General features: G+C 52.7%; 14 protein-coding genes and 5 pseudogenes. 9 read left to right on the top strand and 10 right to left on the bottom strand.

Annotated elements, in window-relative coordinates; all coding sequences use genetic code 11:
- Positions 1 to 99 precede the first annotated feature (99 nt).
- Positions 100 to 1,786, bottom strand: a pseudogene (gene treA, locus O3W44_RS05465) (alpha,alpha-trehalase TreA).
- Between the two features lie 222 nt (positions 1,787 to 2,008).
- Between treA and ghrA the strand changes: the two are divergent.
- The 3 genes and pseudogenes from ghrA (at position 2,009) to O3W44_RS05450 (ending at position 4,320) form a co-directional block, all read left to right on the top strand.
- Positions 2,009 to 2,949 (top strand): annotated as a pseudogene (gene ghrA / locus O3W44_RS05460) (glyoxylate/hydroxypyruvate reductase GhrA).
- 40 nt (positions 2,950 to 2,989) lie between these two features.
- Positions 2,990 to 3,727, top strand: a complete 738-nt coding sequence (locus O3W44_RS05455) for a phosphatase (protein ID WP_269292275.1) — start codon at positions 2,990 to 2,992, stop codon at positions 3,725 to 3,727.
- A 26-nt stretch (positions 3,728 to 3,753) separates the two neighbouring features.
- Positions 3,754 to 4,320, top strand: coding sequence for a TorD/DmsD family molecular chaperone (locus O3W44_RS05450; protein WP_269292274.1), 567 nt, complete (start codon positions 3,754 to 3,756; stop codon positions 4,318 to 4,320).
- 1 nt (position 4,321) lies between these two features.
- On the opposite strand, the gene O3W44_RS05445 is transcribed toward O3W44_RS05450, so the two are convergent.
- A complete protein-coding gene (locus O3W44_RS05445; RefSeq protein ID WP_269292272.1) occupies positions 4,322 to 5,686 on the bottom strand; it encodes a CoA transferase in 1,365 nt (454 codons plus the stop codon).
- A 47-nt stretch (positions 5,687 to 5,733) separates the two neighbouring features.
- On the bottom strand, positions 5,734 to 6,618 hold the full coding sequence (locus O3W44_RS05440; protein WP_269294367.1) for a DMT family transporter: 885 nt from the start codon (positions 6,616 to 6,618) through the stop codon (positions 5,734 to 5,736).
- A gap of 181 nt (positions 6,619 to 6,799) precedes the next feature.
- Between O3W44_RS05440 and O3W44_RS05435 the strand changes: the two are divergent.
- A pseudogene (locus O3W44_RS05435) lies at positions 6,800 to 7,521 on the top strand (glutamine amidotransferase).
- Here the strand turns inward: O3W44_RS05435 and O3W44_RS05430 are convergent.
- Positions 7,509 to 8,072, bottom strand: coding sequence for a class I SAM-dependent methyltransferase (locus O3W44_RS05430; protein WP_269292271.1), 564 nt, complete (start codon positions 8,070 to 8,072; stop codon positions 7,509 to 7,511). The pseudogene O3W44_RS05435 and the gene O3W44_RS05430 sit on opposite strands and share 13 nt — an antisense overlap.
- A 223-nt stretch (positions 8,073 to 8,295) precedes the next feature.
- Here O3W44_RS05430 and exaC point away from each other — a divergent pair, with 223 nt between their 5' ends.
- From exaC to O3W44_RS05410, 4 genes are all read left to right on the top strand, one after another.
- Entirely contained in the window at positions 8,296 to 9,816 is a 1,521-nt protein-coding gene (gene exaC / locus O3W44_RS05425) for an acetaldehyde dehydrogenase ExaC (RefSeq protein ID WP_269294366.1), read from the top strand.
- 89 nt (positions 9,817 to 9,905) lie between these two features.
- On the top strand, positions 9,906 to 10,889 hold the full coding sequence (locus O3W44_RS05420) for an aryl-sulfate sulfotransferase (RefSeq protein WP_269292270.1): 984 nt from the start codon (positions 9,906 to 9,908) through the stop codon (positions 10,887 to 10,889).
- A complete protein-coding gene (locus O3W44_RS05415) occupies positions 10,886 to 11,248 on the top strand; it encodes a hypothetical protein (protein WP_269292269.1) in 363 nt (120 codons plus the stop codon). Before O3W44_RS05420 ends, O3W44_RS05415 begins: the two co-directional genes overlap by 4 nt.
- A gap of 111 nt (positions 11,249 to 11,359) precedes the next feature.
- Positions 11,360 to 11,545 (top strand): hypothetical protein, encoded by a 186-nt coding sequence (locus tag O3W44_RS05410; RefSeq protein WP_269292268.1) that lies wholly within the window; start codon positions 11,360 to 11,362, stop codon positions 11,543 to 11,545.
- Between the two features lie 656 nt (positions 11,546 to 12,201).
- On the opposite strand, the gene ychF is transcribed toward O3W44_RS05410, so the two are convergent.
- Both ychF and pth read right to left on the bottom strand, forming a co-directional pair.
- Positions 12,202 to 13,293 (bottom strand): redox-regulated ATPase YchF, encoded by a 1,092-nt coding sequence (gene ychF, locus O3W44_RS05405; protein WP_269292267.1) that lies wholly within the window; start codon positions 13,291 to 13,293, stop codon positions 12,202 to 12,204.
- 108 nt (positions 13,294 to 13,401) lie between these two features.
- Positions 13,402 to 13,988: pseudogene (pth, locus tag O3W44_RS05400) on the bottom strand (aminoacyl-tRNA hydrolase).
- A 262-nt stretch (positions 13,989 to 14,250) separates the two neighbouring features.
- On the opposite strand from pth, the gene ychH reads away from it, so the two are divergent.
- On the top strand, positions 14,251 to 14,529 hold the full coding sequence (ychH, locus tag O3W44_RS05395) for a stress-induced protein YchH (protein ID WP_269292266.1): 279 nt from the start codon (positions 14,251 to 14,253) through the stop codon (positions 14,527 to 14,529).
- Here the strand turns inward: ychH and O3W44_RS05390 are convergent.
- From O3W44_RS05390 to lolB, 4 genes and pseudogenes are all read right to left on the bottom strand, one after another.
- A pseudogene (locus O3W44_RS05390) lies at positions 14,526 to 15,675 on the bottom strand (GGDEF domain-containing protein). The gene ychH and the pseudogene O3W44_RS05390 sit on opposite strands and share 4 nt — an antisense overlap.
- 218 nt (positions 15,676 to 15,893) lie before the next feature.
- Entirely contained in the window at positions 15,894 to 16,841 is a 948-nt protein-coding gene (gene prs / locus O3W44_RS05385) for a ribose-phosphate diphosphokinase (protein ID WP_006118899.1), read from the bottom strand.
- A 125-nt stretch (positions 16,842 to 16,966) separates the two neighbouring features.
- Positions 16,967 to 17,836 (bottom strand): 4-(cytidine 5'-diphospho)-2-C-methyl-D-erythritol kinase, encoded by an 870-nt coding sequence (gene ispE / locus O3W44_RS05380; protein ID WP_269292265.1) that lies wholly within the window; start codon positions 17,834 to 17,836, stop codon positions 16,967 to 16,969.
- Complete coding sequence (lolB, locus tag O3W44_RS05375; protein ID WP_269294365.1) at positions 17,833 to 18,456, bottom strand: lipoprotein insertase outer membrane protein LolB; 624 nt, start codon at positions 18,454 to 18,456, stop codon at positions 17,833 to 17,835. Before lolB ends, ispE begins: the two co-directional genes overlap by 4 nt.
- Positions 18,457 to 18,556 lie beyond the last annotated feature (100 nt).

Here is an 18,556-nt window from a genome sequence, read left to right as displayed (position 1 = left end):
ACCATTTGTTAAAAATGTTGCAATTTTGCCTGTGAGTGAAGGGAAGTCAAGAGAAATGAACCGATACTGCCACAAAGAGGCAGCAGTATCGGAACAGGATCATTGCACGGAGGTTGTGGTCTGCGGAATATCGTGGGCGCTGTTACAGGTTTTGTCCTTTGGACAATATTTGTCGAGCAGCATCAGCGTTACGCCATTCGTCCAGCCGAAGCCGTCCTGTAATGGATATTCGCCGCCACCGCCGCCGCCGAGGTTTTTACCTTCAACCACATATTTTTCAACCAGCTTGTGCTCTTTGTCATAGGTGGTTTGTACGTTTCGCAGGAAGCGTACACCCACCTGCTGAGCCAGCTGAGGTTTGTTGTAATGCTCCAGACCTTCAACGGCCACCCACTGCAACGGTGCCCAGCCGTTTGGCGCATCCCACTGCTGACCGTTGTTCACTGTCGTGGTCACCAGGCCGCCGGGTTTCAGCAACTGCTTCTCAACCGCACTGGCTGTGCTGTCAGCCTGCTTATCGCTGGCAACCTGCAGGTAAAGCGGGAACAGCGCCGCAGCGGTCAACTGTGGATGTACCTGCTTTTTCTTCCAGTCATAATCGGCGTACCAGCCTTGCTGGCTGTTCCACAGATAACGGTTGATTGCTGCCTGACGCTTCTCGGCGCGATCGGCATACTGCTTCGCCATATCGTCCTGCTTATTGAGCTGATAGCTTTTCGACAACACTTTTTCGAGGTGGAACAGCAGGCTGTTGAGGTCGACCGGTGCCATTTGGGTGGTGCGAATCGTGGCCAGATTTTGCGCATCGGTAAACCAGCGCGAGCTAAAATCCCAGCCCGAAGCTGCGCCTGAACGCAGTTCGCGATAGAGCTCCGCTTTATCACGCTGCGGCGCTTTTTTCGCGGTATTAATATCATCCATCCAGGATTCAGTGCGCGGCACATCACGCGCATCCCAGTAGCGATTAAGCAGCGTACCGTCGGCGAGTTTAATGACACGTTTGCTGGCGTTGCCCGCTGCAACGGTGTTGCTGTCTGCCATCCAGTAATCGTACTCTTTTTTGTAGCTGTGGCAGATAACGGGTATAGGCTTTACCACCGTCGTGGGTCGCCAGCAAATCCACCATCAGGCTAAAGAAAGGCGGCTGTGAACGGCTTAAATAGTAGCTGCGGTTGCCGTTAGGAATGTGGCCGTAGCGATCGAGCAGCGAGGCGAAGTTATCGACCATATCCTGGACGCGATCCCAGTGGCCGCTCTCAGCCAGGCCGAGCATCGTAAAGTAGCTGTCCCAGTAGTAAATCTCACGGAAACGGCCGCCAGGCACGACGTAAGGCTTAGGCAATTGCAGCAGCGAATCATACTGTCCGGCGCTTTTTGCGGTACGTGTCAGGACGGGCCACAGCCCATCGATATGATCGCGCAGATTCTGTCCGGCAGGCGGCACATATTTTTCCATTTCAGGCGGCAGAGTGAAGTTTGCCGTTACGAAACGTTTCAGGTCGAAGCTGCCCTGATTCTTCTGCATCTGCCAGTCGGCAAGAATAGAAGAGGGATCATATTTTGGCAGCGCATCAGCAAAGGTTTTTTGGTCGGGATAAAATTTCGCCTGTTGCACCGCATTGAATAGCGGGCCTAATCGTACATCGGGCGGCTGCGGCTGGTTGCTCAGCATGCGGGAATTATCGTCGGCATGGGCGGTAAAAGCAGGCACGCTCAATAACAGCGTCAGCAGCAGCGGCGCATAACCGTAACGCCGTTCAGTGGCGCTTACCTCAGTTTTTAGCATCGGTTGTTCTCCTTGTCCGAAAAGGCGGTCTCGCGTAACGCATTGACCACCCGAACAACTTTAGACGCTATCTGCCGATTTCACCGGATAGCGAACCGGAATTGTGAAGGCGCAGGAAAAAATAGTGTGTAAAGTCCCGGATAAAAACCGCGATGACCACACGGTTTTTTCTTGCCCTTGTCACACTTTTCCCCGACGCTGGAAAGAAAAAAGGAGAGCAGCATGGAGATCATCTGGTATCACCCTTCGCAACCGGCGGCGCGCTGGATTGAGGGATTACAAAAACGTTTACCGCAGGCGCGGGTGCGGCGCTGGCAACCAGGCGACAACGCGCCTGCAGATTATGCACTGGTACGTTCGCCGCCCGTTGAGATGTTAAAAGGGCGGGATGCGTTGCGGGGGTGTTTGCATTAGGCGCGGGCGTGGACGAAATTCTGGCTCAGCTCAGGCATCATCCTGATATGTTGTCCGCCTCCGTGCCGCTTTATCGTCTGGAGGATACCGGCATGGCGCGTCAAATGCAGGAGTATGCGACACACAGCGTACTGGGCTGGTTTCGTCGTTTTGACGATTACCGTCTGCAACAGCAGCCGCCCTGCTGGCAGCCTTTAACCGCCTATGCGCGCGATGACTTTACGGTGGGCATTCTTGGGGCAGGCGTGCTGGGCCAACGTGTGGCTGAATCTCTGAAAATTTGGGGCTTTCCGCTGCGTGTCTGGAGCCGTTCTGCGAAGCAACTCCCCGGCGTCACCAGCTTTGCCGGACGTGAGTCGCTGAACGATTTCCTGCAAGGCACGCGCGTGTTAATCAATCTTCTGCCCAGCACGCCTGAAACCCTCAACCTGATCGATGAAACTTTTTTACAGCAACTGCCACAAGGGGCGTTTTTCCTTAATCTGGCGCGAGGGGCGCAGGTGGTAGAATCGGATCTGCTGGCGGCGCTGGACAGCGGTCAGCTTAAAGCCGCCGCGCTGGATGTGTTTCAGGTGGAACCGTTGCCGGAAGATCACCCGCTGTGGCGTCATCCGCGCGTGACAATCACGCCGCATAATGCCGCTGTCACTTTGCCCGAGGAGGCGATGGATTATATCGCTCGCGCCATTAAGCAGCGTGAGGCGGGTGACACCCCACCAGGTTGCGTTGATCGGCAACGCGGCTATTAATTATTTATGCCCAGTGATGGGCTATCAGCAGGAGTTGAAGATGTATCCGGTAGATCTGCATATGCACACTGTTGCCAGTACCCATGCTTACAGTACGTTACACGATTACGTTGCGCAGGCGAAAAAGAATGGTCTGAAGCTGTTTGCCATTACCGATCACGGCCCGGATATGGCCGATGCGCCGCATTACTGGCATTTCGTCAATATGCGCATCTGGCCACGGGTGATCGACGGCGTGGCGATCCTGCGCGGTATCGAAGCGAATATTAAAAATCAGCAGGGGGAGATTGACTGTTCCGGGCCGATGCTGGATGCGCTGGATCTGATCGTTGCAGGCTTTCACGAGCCGGTGTACGCCCCGCGTGATAAAAAGCACCATACGGATGCGATGATCGCGGCCATGGCGGGCGGGCTGGTGCACATTGTCAGCCATCCTGGCAACCCAAAATTCCCGGTCGATATTCCGGCCATTGCGGAAGCCGCTGCGCATTACGATGTGGCGCTGGAGATTAACAACTCCTCTTTTACGCATTCACGTCCCGGCAGTGAACCTAACTGCCGCGCTATCGCTGAAGCGGTGCGCAATGCGGGCGGTCGGCTGGCGTTTGGATCAGATTCACACACGGCTTTTACGCTGGGTCATTTTGAGCACTGTTTACGGATAACGCGCGAAGTGGATTTTCCTGAAGATCGCGTGTTAAATGTCACGCCGCGTCGTCTGCTTGATTTCCTCGAGCAGCGCACCGGCAAACACATTGCTGAACTGGCTGACTTTTAATTTTATTGCTTCAAGGATTTTGACTCATGAATGAGTTTTCCATTTTGTGCCGCGTGATCGGCTCATTGTTCAATCGCCAGCCGCAAGATCCGCTGCTGGTGCCGCTTTTTACGCTGCTGCGTGAGGGAAAATTGCAGGCGCAATGGCCACTGGAGCAGGACGATCTGCTCAAACGCTTACAGCAAAGCAGCGATCCGCAGGCGTTAGCGGCAGATTACAATGCGCTGTTTGTTGGCAGCGATTGCAACGTCCCGCCTTATGCGTCGCAGTGGCCAGGAGGGAAAACAGAGCCAGAGGTGCGTGCGTTTTTAACCTCTCGCGGGATGCCGCTCAGTGAGGCGCCTGCCGATCACTTTGGCATATTAATGCTGGCAGCTTCCTGGCTGGAAGATCAGTCTGAAGCAGATGAAAGCACGGCACAGCTTGAGCTGTTTGAAGCGTACCTGCTGCCGTGGTGCGGCGCGTTTTTAGGCAAGGTAGAAGCGCATGCCACTACCCCATTTTACCGCACGCTGGCAGCACTGAGCCGCGAAGCGATTCAGGCTATGTACGATGAATTAGCCGATCAGGCTGAAGACGACGAAGACGAATAACTTACCAGCTTGCCGGATCGGTTCCCGGCAGGCATCCCGGCGTCGCGCAGAGAAAGGGCGTGCCGGGAAGGTAAGCGGCGGCACGCAGCCGGATACCCAACCCCCACGGCGTTAATTCCAGCATCGGCAGGTTATCTTTTACCTCCGCTGTGATGCCCGTTTGCGTACTCCCTGGCGCATACCTGTGCTGTTGCAGTAATTGTGCGGTGCGCGCCAGTGAGAGTCGCGCCTGACTGCCGTTACCGTTTTCCACCCGCTGCTGTAACCCTGTTAACACGGCTGCCGCCATCAGATAGCCTGTGGCGTGATCTAACGCCTGCACCGGCAGGGGTGTCGGCTTGTCATGTTGCTGCCAGTGCATCCCCTGTTCAGCAATACCGCAGCCCATTTGTACCAGACTGTCGAAGCCGCGACGATTGCGCCAGGGACCTTGCCAGCCCCACGCATTCAGACTGACATCCACTAAACCCGGCGCAATCTTCTGACGTGTTTCGGCGTCCAGGCCCAGCCGGTCCAGTGCATCGGCGCGATAACCGTGCACAAGCACGTCGGCCTGACGTAGCAACCGAATTAACTGTTCGCGATCGTCCGTGTGCGTTAAATCAAGCACCGCACGCCGCTTGCCGCAGCTGATCTCTTCATCCAGCCCTGGTTCCTGCCAGCCGGGAGGATCGATGCGTAAAACATGCGCGCCCAGGCTGGCAAGAAAGCGCGTCGCAACCGGTCCGGCGATGATGCGCGTTAAATCCAGCACGTTAACACCGAGCAGAGGGCGTGCCTGAGGTAAAAGCCACGCAGGCTTTGGGCCGGAGGGTGTTATCTGCCAGTCAATCAGCGGCTCAAGGCTGACTGCCTGGCCCTGAGGATGCTGTTGCCACGCAGCGGCACTGCGCATTTCAGCAGCACATCCACCTGCGTCAACGATCGCCTGTTCCAGCTCACTGGCGCGCCAGCGAGAGACTTCCTGCGCAAGCGCGTCACGGTGGTGATGTTGACCGAGCACGCTTTCCATCGCCTGACGATGATGTGCCGCATTGGTGTGCAGGCGTATCCAGCCATCGGCGCTGGCGTAATCTCCGGCGAAAGCATCCCATAACTGAGGCGCAGGGCGGTTGAGCGTCATAAAACTGTGCTGAAACCAGCGCGAAGCCAGGCGAACATTCACCTCAACAGGTTCGGATGAGGCAATCAGGCTGGCTGTGGCTTGCGTGGCAAGACCGATGCTGGTGGCCGCCAGTTCACTGACAGCGAAGGCGGAAGAGAAGGTGGCCGTATCAACAAACGTGGGCAACGGTTGCGGTGCAGAGTTGCCACGCAATCCTTGCCACATCTGCTGCCATAGAGAAGTGGCGAGCTGATGGTCCATTTTTATGCTCCTGAAAATGACATTCTCTCAAGCATAGCACGTCATTTTTAACGCCGACGCAGCCGGGGAAAACGCGCGTGCATCCGCAGATTGCGTAAATTTATCACCGCAATCGCCGTACCTAAAATAACCAGAGACGCACCGATAATTTTAAAGCTGTTAAGGCTGTCGCCGAGCACCACAATCCCCATCAGTACTGACAGCACCGGCGTGAGCAGCGAATAGGGCATAATCAGGTTGACGTTGTATTTTTTTAACATCGCATACCATAAGGTGTAAGCCACAATAGAGGAGGCGATGGCGCTATAAAAAATGGCAAACCATCCTCGCCATCCGGCGTGGCTCAGCGCACTTATTTGACTGGATTCCATTATCCACGTTGCGGCACCGACAATCGGAATGGCCAGAAAAGCAATCCAGCCCGTCATGGTCAGCGGCTTGATGGGCGGTGACTTTTTCACGATAAGATTACTGATGGCCCAACCGGTCGCACTGCACAGCAACAGACACAGCACCCACCACGCTGGGATAGTGGGACTGCCTGACAACACCACCACGCCGCTGAGCGATACCATAATGCCAGACAGCTGCACCAGCCTGAGTTTTTCCTTCAGCACTACCATCGCCAGCAGCATCGCTATCGGTGTGCCGAGCTGAACCACGATCGCACCGGTCCCTGCGTCGGTATAGCGCATGCCGACAAACAGCAGAGAAAAATGCATAAAGCCAAAGGTGAACGCCAGCAGCAGGAGCCACGGCAATTGCTGACGTGTAATACGGCAAAACGGCACCAGCACAATCGCCACCACCACGAAACGCATCCACGTCAGGAACAACGGCGGCAACTCAAGCAATCCCCATTTCACCGCCACGTTATTAAACGCCCAAATACAGACCACCATCAGAATCAGAAAAAAATGCCGCACCGCCACGTTGCCATCCTTTGAATAATTACCGTTGCCCGTTAATGATGGCATGATCTCGCGGCATTCGGTCATCAGCTGAAAGAAAATTTCTGTTTTTACTTCGGCGGGAAAAACATAAGACATTTAAAGCGTTTACTGTCAGACTGGTTTTCCGAAACGCTCACCCCCGTAGAGGACTCGATTCGGTATGACAAACACGCCTGCTTTGCCCCTTGCTTTGATTCAACTGGAAGTTCCTCCCGCAAACGTCGTCGCGCAGATTGGCGAACAGCCAGACTGGTTTATCGACGCATTAGATTTGCAGCCCCATGAATATGTGATTATCCGACCCCATCTGGGTGAATCACTGCCCGATTTTAGCCAAATCTCTGGCGCAATCCTGAGCGGTTCCTGGGCCATGGTCACCGACCACGCGGAATGGAGCGAGCGCAGCGCCGCCTGGGTGCGTGCTGCACTGGAAGCTGAACTGCCGCTGCTGGGCGTGTGCTACGGCCATCAGCTCATGGCCTATGCATTAGGGGAAAAGTCGGGGATAACCCGCAGGGCTGGGAGCGCGGATTATTACCGTTAATCTGTACGGCGCAGGCGCAGCGCGATCCTCTGCTGGCGAGCCTGCCAGCCACGTTCCATGCCTGGTTGTCACATCGACAAACCGTGATTACACCGCCGCCGCAGGCACAGGTGCTGGCACGTTCCGATAAAGACAGCTGTCAGATTGTGCGTTATTCACCGCAGGCGCTATCGGTGCAGTTTCACCCTGAATTTTCTCAACGAATTATGCGCGCCTGTTTGCCGGAACGCGGCGAAGATAACGGCGCGACACTGGAAGGCGTTGACTGGGCACGCGAACTGCTGATCGCCTTCTGGCTGCAGACGCGCCCGGCAATCGATCAGGCTCAAGGTGCGTAGTGACGTGTACAGCGGTAAACCCAGGCGGGTGGCACATTTTTTAACACCCGCTGGCGTTCCCAGGTGAAATAACGCGACAGATCGGGCTGGGTCAGCGATGTGTACTGAAACTGCACAAACACGCCCGTCGGCGTTAATGAATGACAGACCGCACGTAAAATAGCATCACGCAACGTTGGAGGAAGCGACAGCAACGGCAGGCCAGAGAAAATCGCATCGTACTGGCCGTTGAGATATTCCGCTGAGCAGGTACGCACCGTCATTCTCGCGTCATCAAGCGCACCTAATTTTTCTGCCAGTGCCGTACTGATCTCAAACACATCCAGCGTGGCCTCGGGAGCCATGTGCGCCAGCAGCTGACGTGTTAAAACACCATCCCCAGCGCCTAATTCTGCCACGCGCAGATGATTTTCCCACGTTACCGATTCAGCCATCATTCGACACAGCGTGTCGGATGAGGGCGTGATGCTGCCCATTTTGCGCGGGTTACGAATAAATTGTTGAATAAAATCTGCTTTTTCGCGCATTAAGGTCAAAGCCGAAGCCAGCATGCTGCTCTCCTGTATGAATACTTCCCCCTATTGACCGTTTCTCTGCGACAAGTTTCTTTTGTTTGGCTCCCGCGCGGAAAAGTCGGATTTATCCGTAGCGAGACACTTTCCTCTGCCGGGGTCACAGTTTCTGGCCAGGAGATCTGACAGGCTGGCGGTAATCGCTCATGTTAATAACAAGTTTCATTGTTGTTACGTCTCTTATCCTGGAAGGAGAATGACCATGCGTTACGCGGCTCCCGGAGAACAAGGTTCTCTTATTCAATTGCAAAAAAGCTATGGCAACTTTATTAACGGTGAATTTGTGGCGCCGGTTAATAACAACTATTTCACCAATACCTCGCCGGTAGATGGGTCAACGGTAGGGGAGTTTCCGCGTTCTGACCGCGCCGATGTGGACAACGCTGTTGCTGCGGCAGCGGCAGCAGCCGAAGCCTGGGGTAAAACCTCGCCCCAGCAGCGATCGTTAGTGCTGCTAAAAATTGCCGACCGGCTGGAGCAGAATCTCGAATATCTTGCGGTAAACGAAACCTGGGACAACGGTAAACCGGTGCGTGAAACCCTGGCTGCGGATATGCCACTGGCGGTCGACCACTTCCGTTATTTTGCTGGCTGTGTCCGGGCGCAGGAAGGCAGTGCGGCGGAAATTGATGAGTTCACTGCGGCGTATCATTTCCATGAGCCGCTGGGTGTGGTGGCGCAAATTATTCCATGGAACTTCCCGCTGTTGATGGCGGCATGGAAACTGGCACCGGCGCTGGGCGCAGGTAACTGCGTAGTATTAAAACCTGCCGAGCAGACGCCGCTTTCTGTCACGCTGTTCATCGATTTGATCAAAGATTTATTGCCCGCGGGCGTCGTGAACATTGTGCACGGTTACGGCAAAGAAGCAGGCGAAGCGTTAGCCTCGCATCCGGGTATCGCTAAAGTCGCCTTTACCGGCTCAACCGCCACGGGTGGACACATTCTGGAGCTGGCCGCGAAAAATCTTATCCCCTCTACCGTTGAGTTAGGCGGCAAATCGCCGAATATTTTCTTTGAAGACATTATGCAGGCGGAAGAGAGCTTCATTGATAAAGCCGCTGAAGGCGTCGTGCTCGGCTTTTTGAATCAGGGCGAAGTCTGTACCTGTCCGTCACGCGCACTGGTGCAGGAGTCGATCTTCGAACCCTTCATGGCGGCGGTCATGAAACGTGTTAAAACCATTAAACGCGGCGATCCAATGGATACCGATACCATGGTGGGTGCGCAGGCGTCACAGCAGCAGTTTGATAAAATTCTCTCCTATCTGGAAATAGCTCAGCAGGAGGGCGCAGAGGTGCTGGTGGGCGGCGGTGCGGAAAAACACGAAGGATCGCTTGCCAGCGGCTATTATATTCAGCCGACTTTGCTGAAAGGCAATAACAGCATGCGCGTTTTCCAGGAGGAAATTTTTGGACCGGTTATCGGCATCACCACCTTCAAAGATGAAGCCGAAGCGGTCAGCATCGCCAATGATTCGATATATGGCCTGGGGGCCGGCGTCTGGACGCGCGATATTAACCGCGCTTACCGGGTAGGACGGGCGATAAAAGCAGGCCGCGTCTGGACTAACTGTTACCACCTGTATCCGGCTCATGCGGCATTTGGTGGCTACAAAAAATCGGGTATTGGACGTGAAACCCACAAAATGATGCTTGATCACTACCAGCAAACCAAGAACCTGCTGGTAAGTTACAGTATTCAGCCGCTCGGCTTCTTCTGATAAACAACGGCGTGCCGCATTATGTGCGGCACGTCTCATTTTCACTTCTATGCTGATAAATGCCGATTTATTTGCACAGGATAGTGAAGATGACGTTGACGCACCGACTCTCTGGCTTGCTGCTGCTGGCGTTTTGCCACAGCGCACTGTCGATTCCCACCGCCGTTCCTGTTGGTACAACCTATTACGATCCCGCCCGCGCGTGGAATGGTTTTATCTTGTTTCCAGGCAGTGATAACCAAACCCACCTTATCGACATGAGCGGTAAAGAAGTGCACCGCTGGAAATATGAAGGTTTTCCCGCCTGGCCGATCAATGCCGGACAGGCTAAAGGTGAACGTGGCCACGTTTTAGTGCAGCTGGCACGACGTGAGAAACTGGATGAGGTTGCCAGCCCCGGCAACGGGATGGTGAACGCCAGCGTGGCAGAAGTGGACTGGCAGGGCAATGTGGTGTGGCAATATGGCAGCCAGGAAAATCCGGTGCATCAACACCATGAAATGCAACGACTCGCCAATGGCAATACCTTGCTGCTGGGCGCAGCATTGAGGCGCATTGCCGGTTATCACTACGATGTCATTGATAACACGCTGGAAGAAATTAATCCGCAGGGGAAAAAAATCTGGTCCTGGTCAGTGGCCGATCACTTAGATGAATTTGGTTTTAGTGCCCAACAGTTAGCTCTGATACGCGACAGCAAGGATCCCGATTTTTTACATATGAATACGGCGGCGCCACTCGGACCAAACCACTGGTTCGATGCCGGGGATAAACGCTTTGCACCTGATAATATTTTGCTCAATTCGCGCAACGGTAATGTTGCCGTCATTGTTGATCGTCAAAGCGGTAAAGTAGTGTGGCGCATCGGGCCTGATTATCCCGGTTTACAACTAAGCAAACCGCTACCGCGCCCGCTTGATCAGATGATTGGCGAACATGACGTGCATATGATCCCGGCCGGGTTGCCAGGTGCGGGTAACATATTAATTTTTGATAATCAGGGCAACGCCGGTTATCCACCGACGCGCCAGGGCTTTTTTCCGCGTCGCGCGTCATTGAAGTGGATCCGGTGAGTAAACAGATTGTCTGGGAATATACCGCAGAGAAATCAAAACAGGCCATTTCGACGTTTTACAGTGCTTACATCAGTAATGCGCAGCGTCTGCCTAACGGCAATACCTTGATTGATGAAGGGCAGAGTGGACGGCTTTTTCAGGTGACGCCGCAGGGCGATATTGTGTGGGAGTACGTTAGCCCCTTTTATGGCAAAGCGATGCCGCGCGATCACTATGTCGCCAATACAGTCTATCGTGCTTATGCGCTGCCATACACCTGGGCGCCGGCTGATACGCCGCACAACGAAACGGCAGTTAAAACCGATTGCGCGCGCTATCCGGTGCTCTCTGGCTGTGAGGCTGTCATATCGCAGTAAACTTTACCTGTCATTGTTCTGGCAGCAAATATTGCTGCCAGAACCGCTCAAGAAAACATCAGTAATGACCGATAACAGGCTGGCGATATTAATTAATATAAGGAAATAACCATGGAAAAATTTTACAGCTCACTGAATCAGCACGATGAACTCCTGGATGCCGTTGAGCAAAGCATTATTACTGTTAATCTGCCGGGAAAAGAGTCGGTCTATGTTATTTGCCAGGAAGATGCCGACCTGTTACTCGCAGTGGAATCAAGAGGAAATGAAGACGAAAGAAGTCGTATGCTTAACTAATTCAGGGCGGAGTAGATTACCGACGCATAATAAGTAAAAAAGCGGTAACGATTAATATGGCATCTGCATCTCTTTTCGCTGCGCTTGTCTCAACCTGAAAATGACATGAGCGGTAAGCAGCTCATTACTCCTTCTCCTGAAACCAGCAACCCACCCGCTGACACATAGCCGCGCCAGAAAAAGTAGCAGGCTGGTGAGAACATACAGCGCGCCACCCTGATAATACCAACCCCGCAGGCAAAGAAAGGCCGGAATCCGCATGGACGTGCGCCCGGAATAATTGACTCTGTTTTAATAGCCCTTTGCTCAACGTGAGTTCTTAAGCGGATATATGCTTTTTCGCTTATCTGCACCGATGATCACCATAAAAGAGAGGCCAGGGAAACGTTTCGCTGAATGATAAAGAAGCGTTATTTACGGTGACTGTTTTAAAGGTAAAAGCGTGCGTGGCGTTGTTTTCAGATTCGATTCAGTTGCGACTATTTTAATGAGTTATTCATGGACTAATGAATGAGCGGCAATGTAAAAGCCGTGGTTAGCCTGGCTTGATTTTATGTTAATAGTTAAACGCAAGGTGTGTTGAACGATAAATCATTAAATAAAAGTTATAAAAAAATCCACGCATTTGCGTGGATTTTTTAAAGCAGAGAAGGAGATTAGACGTTGAACAGGAAGTTCATGACGTCACCATCTTTAACGATGTACTCTTTGCCTTCTGAACGCATTTTGCCTGCTTCTTTCGCACCTTGCTCGCCTTTGAAAGCAACGAAATCATCAAATGCGATGGTTTGCGCACGAATAAAGCCTTTTTCAAAGTCGGTGTGAATTTTACCGGCTGCCTGTGGCGCCGTTGCACCCACCGGAATGGTCCATGCGCGCACTTCTTTCACACCAGCGGTGAAATAGGTTTGCAGATTCAACAAAGCGTAACCCGCGCGGATCACACGGTTCAGGCCAGGCTCTTCAAGCCCCAACTCCGCCATGAACTCATCACGATCTTCATCATCCAGTTCAGCGATGTCCGATTCAACCGCTGCGCACACAGGCACCACGACAGAACCTTCAGCTGCGGCAATGGCACGCACCTGATCAAGATAAGGGTTGTTTTCAAAGCCGTCTTCGTTGACGTTAGCGATGTACATGGTGGGTTTCAGCGTCAAAAAGCTCAGGTAGCGAATCGCCGCTTTCTCATCAGCATCCAGATCCAGCGCGCGCAACATACCGGCGTTGGAGAGGTGCGGCAGACATTTTTCTAACGCAGCCAGCTCAGCTTTTGCATCTTTGTCGCCGCCTTTGGCTTTCTTCTGTACGCGCTGAATGGCCCGCTCACAGGTATCCAGGTCAGAAAGCGCCAGCTCAGTATTGATAACATCAATATCTTCTGCCGGATTAACCTTGCCCGACACGTGAATGATGTTGTCATTCTCAAAGCAACGCACTACGTGACCGATAGCTTCGGTTTCACGGATGTTAGTCAGAAACTGGTTGCCCAGGCCTTCACCTTTGGACGCGCCTTTTACCAGACCAGCAATATCCACGAACTCCATTGTGGTTGGCACTAAACGTTGCGGTTTAACGATCTCCGCCAATTGATCAAGGCGCGGGTCCGGCATCGGCACCACGCCAGTGTTGGGTTCAATGGTGCAGAAGGGGAAGTTAGCCGCTTCAATGCCCGCTTTAGTCAGCGCGTTAAACAGGGTGGATTTACCGACGTTCGGCAGGCCCACAATACCGCATTTGAATCCCATGGTTTGATACCCTTTATAACTGGACAGATAAAACACGCCAGGGTGTTTTATCGGAAACGAAATAGAAAATTTCGCGCATTATACACAGAATCGCGACGATCTGGGCGTTTAGCTTGGCCTGAACGCGTGTAATCGATTCATTGCCTTAATGCGATCTTCTTTTAGCCACAGTTCAGTACAGCGCGCAGCTTCATCAATCGCATCATCGATCAGTTTTTGTTCACTGGCGGGCGGTTTGCCGAGAACAAAGCCGGTCACTTTGTTGCGATCGCCAGGATGGCCAATGCCCACTCGCAGGCGATGAAAATTGTTGTTGTTGCCCAGCTTACTGATGATGTCTTTCAGGCCATTATGCCCGCCATGTCCGCCGCCTTGCTTAAATTTGGCTACGCCTGGCGGTAGATCGAGTTCATCGTGCGCCACCAAAATCTCTTCCGGCGCGATACGGTAAAACGTTGCCATCGCCGCGACGGCTTTACCACTTAAATTCATAAAGGTCGTCGGAACCAGTAAGCGCACATCATTACCCGCAATCGCCAGTCGTGCCGTGTAGCCGAAGAATTTGGCTTCTTCTTTTAAAGACTGATTATGGCGATCTGCCAGTAGATCCAGATACCAGGCCCCGGCGTTATGGCGCGTGGCGGCATATTCCGCCCCGGATTGGCAAGGCCCACAATCAGTTTAATGCTGCTCACGATGAATATCCTGCTCTAAGACGGAAAGGGCGTTAGTTTACTTCGGCCCCGTTAAGATCTCAAAGTTCACGCAAGGATAATAGTTACTAAAGGTGATTAATCATTTTTCATCTAAATCAACAGGCTACCCGTAAAGTTGTGTCAACGTTTCTTGCGGTTGTGTGATCTTGCCCGCAACGTCAGGGCCAGCCATTGCCTAAACTTATGGTGAGTTAACATTGTGTGCGGTTTTTGTCTTGCCTGAAAAGGATGGAGGTGAAAAATGAAACGTCATCACTCTCGCGCAGCGGGTAATACTTTAATGGTGTTGGGATTATTAACCATGGTTCTCGGCGTAGGGTATTCGATCATCAACCAACTGCCTTCGTTACAGTTGCCACAATTTCTGGCACACGGTGCGATGTTCAGTATTTTTATCGGTGCACTCTTATGGCTGGCAGGTGCCCGCGTTAGCGGTCGTGAAAAGATAGAAGATCGCTATTACTGGTTGCGTCATTTTGGTGATAAACGCTGCCGCCGTTCGCATCACACTCACCGCTAACTTGCTGTAAAGAGGCTAAGGTATTGTTCCGTTCGGTTTCTGCCGCTGGCCTTGGCGCGATATAACGCTTCATCGGCCAGCGCCAACAGAACATCAAAGCGGGTTTCAGTGTGCGTTGACGCCGCAAAACCGATGCTGACTGAGTAAGCAATGCTGTCCGGTTGAGAACGCTGCACAGCAAGGCGCACCCGCTCACACCAAATCCACGCTTCGCCCGCACGCGCAGGAATAATGGCTGCAAACTCTTCTCCACCCAGACGCGCAAAGCGACCACCGCTGGGTAGCAGCTCTTGCACCACTTCGCAGAAATCAATCAGCACCCGATCCCCTGATGATGGCCAAAGCGATCGTTGATGCTTTTAAAATGATCGAGATCGAACAGCACCGCTGTAAAGGATTTTGCTGGCGCAGGCAGCGTGAAATGATGTTTTCCGCTTCGTTCAACAATGCCCGACGATTCCAGACATTCGTTAAGGGATCGTGCAGCGAAGCATGTTTATGCGCAATCTGCGTGCGCTCGTTGACCATGGCTAAGATCGTAAAGGTTAAACCAATAACAAACAGAATCGATTCTAAAATCACGTAAACCGAGAAGCTGGAGCCGCCTATTGCGCCTTTTAACGGGCTGACAACAGCGTTATCAAGAAAAATGCGTGCCAGATGAAATAACAGGTGTATCCACAACAGCAGTTGCGCGGGCCAAAAAGTGATTTTAAGCGTGGCGCGCTTGAGCCATAACAAATGGATCAATGCGCTGGTGTAGAGCATGCATAAGATGCACAACACCAAAACACGCTTAGGCAGAGCGTGGTAAAAAGAGGGGAAACAGCAGAGTAGTGCCCATAGCAGGGCACCCAGCAGCCAGCCAGTACCGAGCGGCTTACCGCAAAACTGGCGAAAGGCCTGTAATAAGCCGCCATAGGCCAACATCATCACGACATTTCCCAGCGCAACGGGCAAAAATTGCAGGCCTGTGCTGCGTAAACTGCTCAGGAAAACAGCGGCAAGAGTGAGAACCAGCGAAAGACAGGTAAAGCCCAGAACACGATCGTACTGCGATCCTATCCAGGCAAAAACCATAATAATGCTTAAAAATCCAAGCACATAAAGCTCGCAAATAAACAATGTATAAATGTCGAGGTTCATAGTGGTCGGAGTTCTCGCCAAAAAATGGGATGCAAAATACCACTTATTAATTCGCGGCAGAAGCCCTGATGTCAGGCTTAAATTAAAAAAGTGACTGGCATTGAAAATAACGGTTTTGGTGGGAAATTATCGGGGAATAGTGAATAAGAAAGCGCGTTGGGCGGCAAATGGATTTAGCCGGATGAAAAAACCGGGCGCAAGGCCCGGTTTAGCGAAGATTAATGCTCGAACATAGCCGAAATAGATTCTTCGTTACTAATACGACGAATAGCCTCAGCCAGCATGCCGGACAAAGTCAGCGTGCGGACGTTAGGCAGAGACTTCATCTCTTCAGACAGCGGAATAGTGTCGCAGACGATCACCTGGTCGATCACGGATTTACGCAGGTTTTCCACCGCGTTGCCTGAGAAAATCGGATGGGTTGCGTAAGCGAATACACGCTTGGCGCCACGCTCTTTCAATGCTTCAGCCGCTTTGCACAGCGTGCCGCCGGTGTCGATCATATCATCGACCAGCACGCAGTCGCGGCCAGCAACGTCACCAATAATGTGCATCACCTGAGAAACGTTCGCACGTGGGCGGCGCTTATCAATGATAGCCATGTCGGTGTCGTTCAGCAGTTTAGCGATGGCGCGTGCGCGCACAACACCACCAATGTCTGGAGAGACAACGATAGGGTTTTCCAGACCGATCTGCAGCATGTCTTCCAGCAGGATCGGGCTGCCAAATACGTTATCAACCGGGACGTCGAAGAAGCCCTGGATCTGCTCGGCGTGCAGGTCAACCGTTAGAACACGGTCAACTCCGACGCTGGAAAGGAAGTCTGCCACAACTTTGGCGGTGATCGGCACACGTGCGGAGCGCACGCGACGATCCTGACGGGCGTAGCCAAAGTAAGGAATGACTGCGGTAATACGACCAGCAGAAGCACGACGCAGGGCGTCGACCATCACAACCAGTTCCATCAGATTATCGTTGGTGGGAGCACAGGTGGACTGGATGATGAAAATATCACCACCGCGTACATTTTCATTAATCTGTACGCTCACTTCACCGTCACTGAAACGACCAACAGCGGCGTCTCCAAGAGAGGTGTAAAGGCGGTTGGCAATACGTTGTGCTAGTTCCGGGGTGGCGTTACCAGCAAATAGCTTCATATCAGGCACGAGAAGAACCTCAGGCTTTGCGTCCAGAGAATGAACGGCATGACAGTAACCGGCGAATACAGTCATGTGCGTTCACACGGGTGTGTTAATGCGAGACGTGCAGTGTCTGAAACGAGGTGACACTGTCACGCGATCGCTGGTCGCCCGGAAAGTGTACGCTGTAGCGGCGAGACATTAACGCCTCTTGCTACAAAGCCGCGTACCCAGTTCGGGGCAAGTTCCAGCACCTGACGAGCAGCAGACTCGGTGTCAAATTCAGCAAACACACAAGCACCCGTGCCAGTCAGGCGCGACGGCGCGTATTCTAGCAGCCAGGAAACAAGCTCATCAACCTCACGAAAACGTTTTCTTACCACTGACTCACAATCATTGCTGAACGGTGCCTGCAAAAGCGTCGTTAAATCACGTACAGGCGTATTGCGTATTAATGCGGGATCATTAAAGACCTCTGGCGTGCCGACGCTGACACCAGGATGCGCCACCAGATACCATTTTTCTTCAGGCGCGGCGGGCTGTAGCTGCTCGCCGACACCTTCGGCAAAGGCGGCAAAACCTCTGACAAATACTGGCACATCCGCCCCTAAATGCAGACCAATTTGCGCCAGTTCATCTACGGTTAAGCCACATTGCCATATATTATTGAGCGCAACCAATACCGTTGCTGCATTGGATGAGCCACCGCCCAGTCCGCCACCCATGGGTAATTTTTTTTCAACGCTGATTTGTGCTCCCGCGTTCAGGCTCAGGGAATGCTTATTCTGCGCTGCCTGCTTAAGCTGTTCGGCTGCGCGCACAATCAAATTTTGTGCATCGGGCACGCCTTCAACCGGTGTCAGTAAGGTGATAAGACCGCTTTGATCGGGTTGAATATGCAGAGTGTCGCCATAATCAAGGAACTGAAACAGGGTTTGCAGGTTGTGGTAGCCGTCAGAACGACGGCCGGTGATATAAAGAAAAAGATTCAGTTTTGCCGGCGCGGGCCAGGTGGTCATCATTGTACGGTCCAGCTATCCATACGCAGTTTAATCCGCTGTTCGCCTTCTTTCAGCTCCAGGCTGGCTGGCAGGGAAGGCGTCACCTTATTGTCGTAACTGGCAATCGTGACCTGCCATTGCTGACCATCACGACTGTAGTTCAGGTTGCGCAACTGATACTGTTCATTCAACTGGTAATCACGGGCGTCTCCGGGTAAGCCCATCATCCATTGACGCAGGTTTGCCAGTGGAATATCCATACCGGTAAGCTGTGAAATCATCTTTTCCGCATCGTTACTGACATAGCGTTTCCCTTTATTATCAACCAGCTGCACCACAGAGCCTTGTGCATCCAGCTGCAATTCGGTGCTTCCTAATGGATTGGTTAACAGCAGGCGGTAACGATCAGGCGCGGTTTGTTGCCAGTTAAAGCGTGCGTAAACTTTTTGTTTATCAGACAGATAAGCAAACGCACCGCGGGTTTGATAATGCGTCACTTTACTGACCGCTTGTTGATGCTGTTGCCACTGTGGCGCAGTAACGTTTGGACCCGGACCTTGCGGTTTATTCACGCTACAGGCAGCCAGCAACACGCTGGCGAGGGGCAAAAGGCGCAACAGATTGCGTGGGGAATTAAGCATCAAATGGTCATCTCCTCAGACACGTTTATCATTCGTAACGGATAACGCTAACCATCCGCATTTAAGCAGTCAATGCTGTTATACGCGAAATTATTGATGA

This window comes from Pantoea sp. LMR881 (assembly GCF_027157825.1).
GTDB classification, from domain to species: Bacteria; Pseudomonadota; Gammaproteobacteria; order Enterobacterales; family Enterobacteriaceae; genus Pantoea; species Pantoea haifensis.
This window is presented reverse-complemented; position numbering and strand designations above follow the sequence as displayed.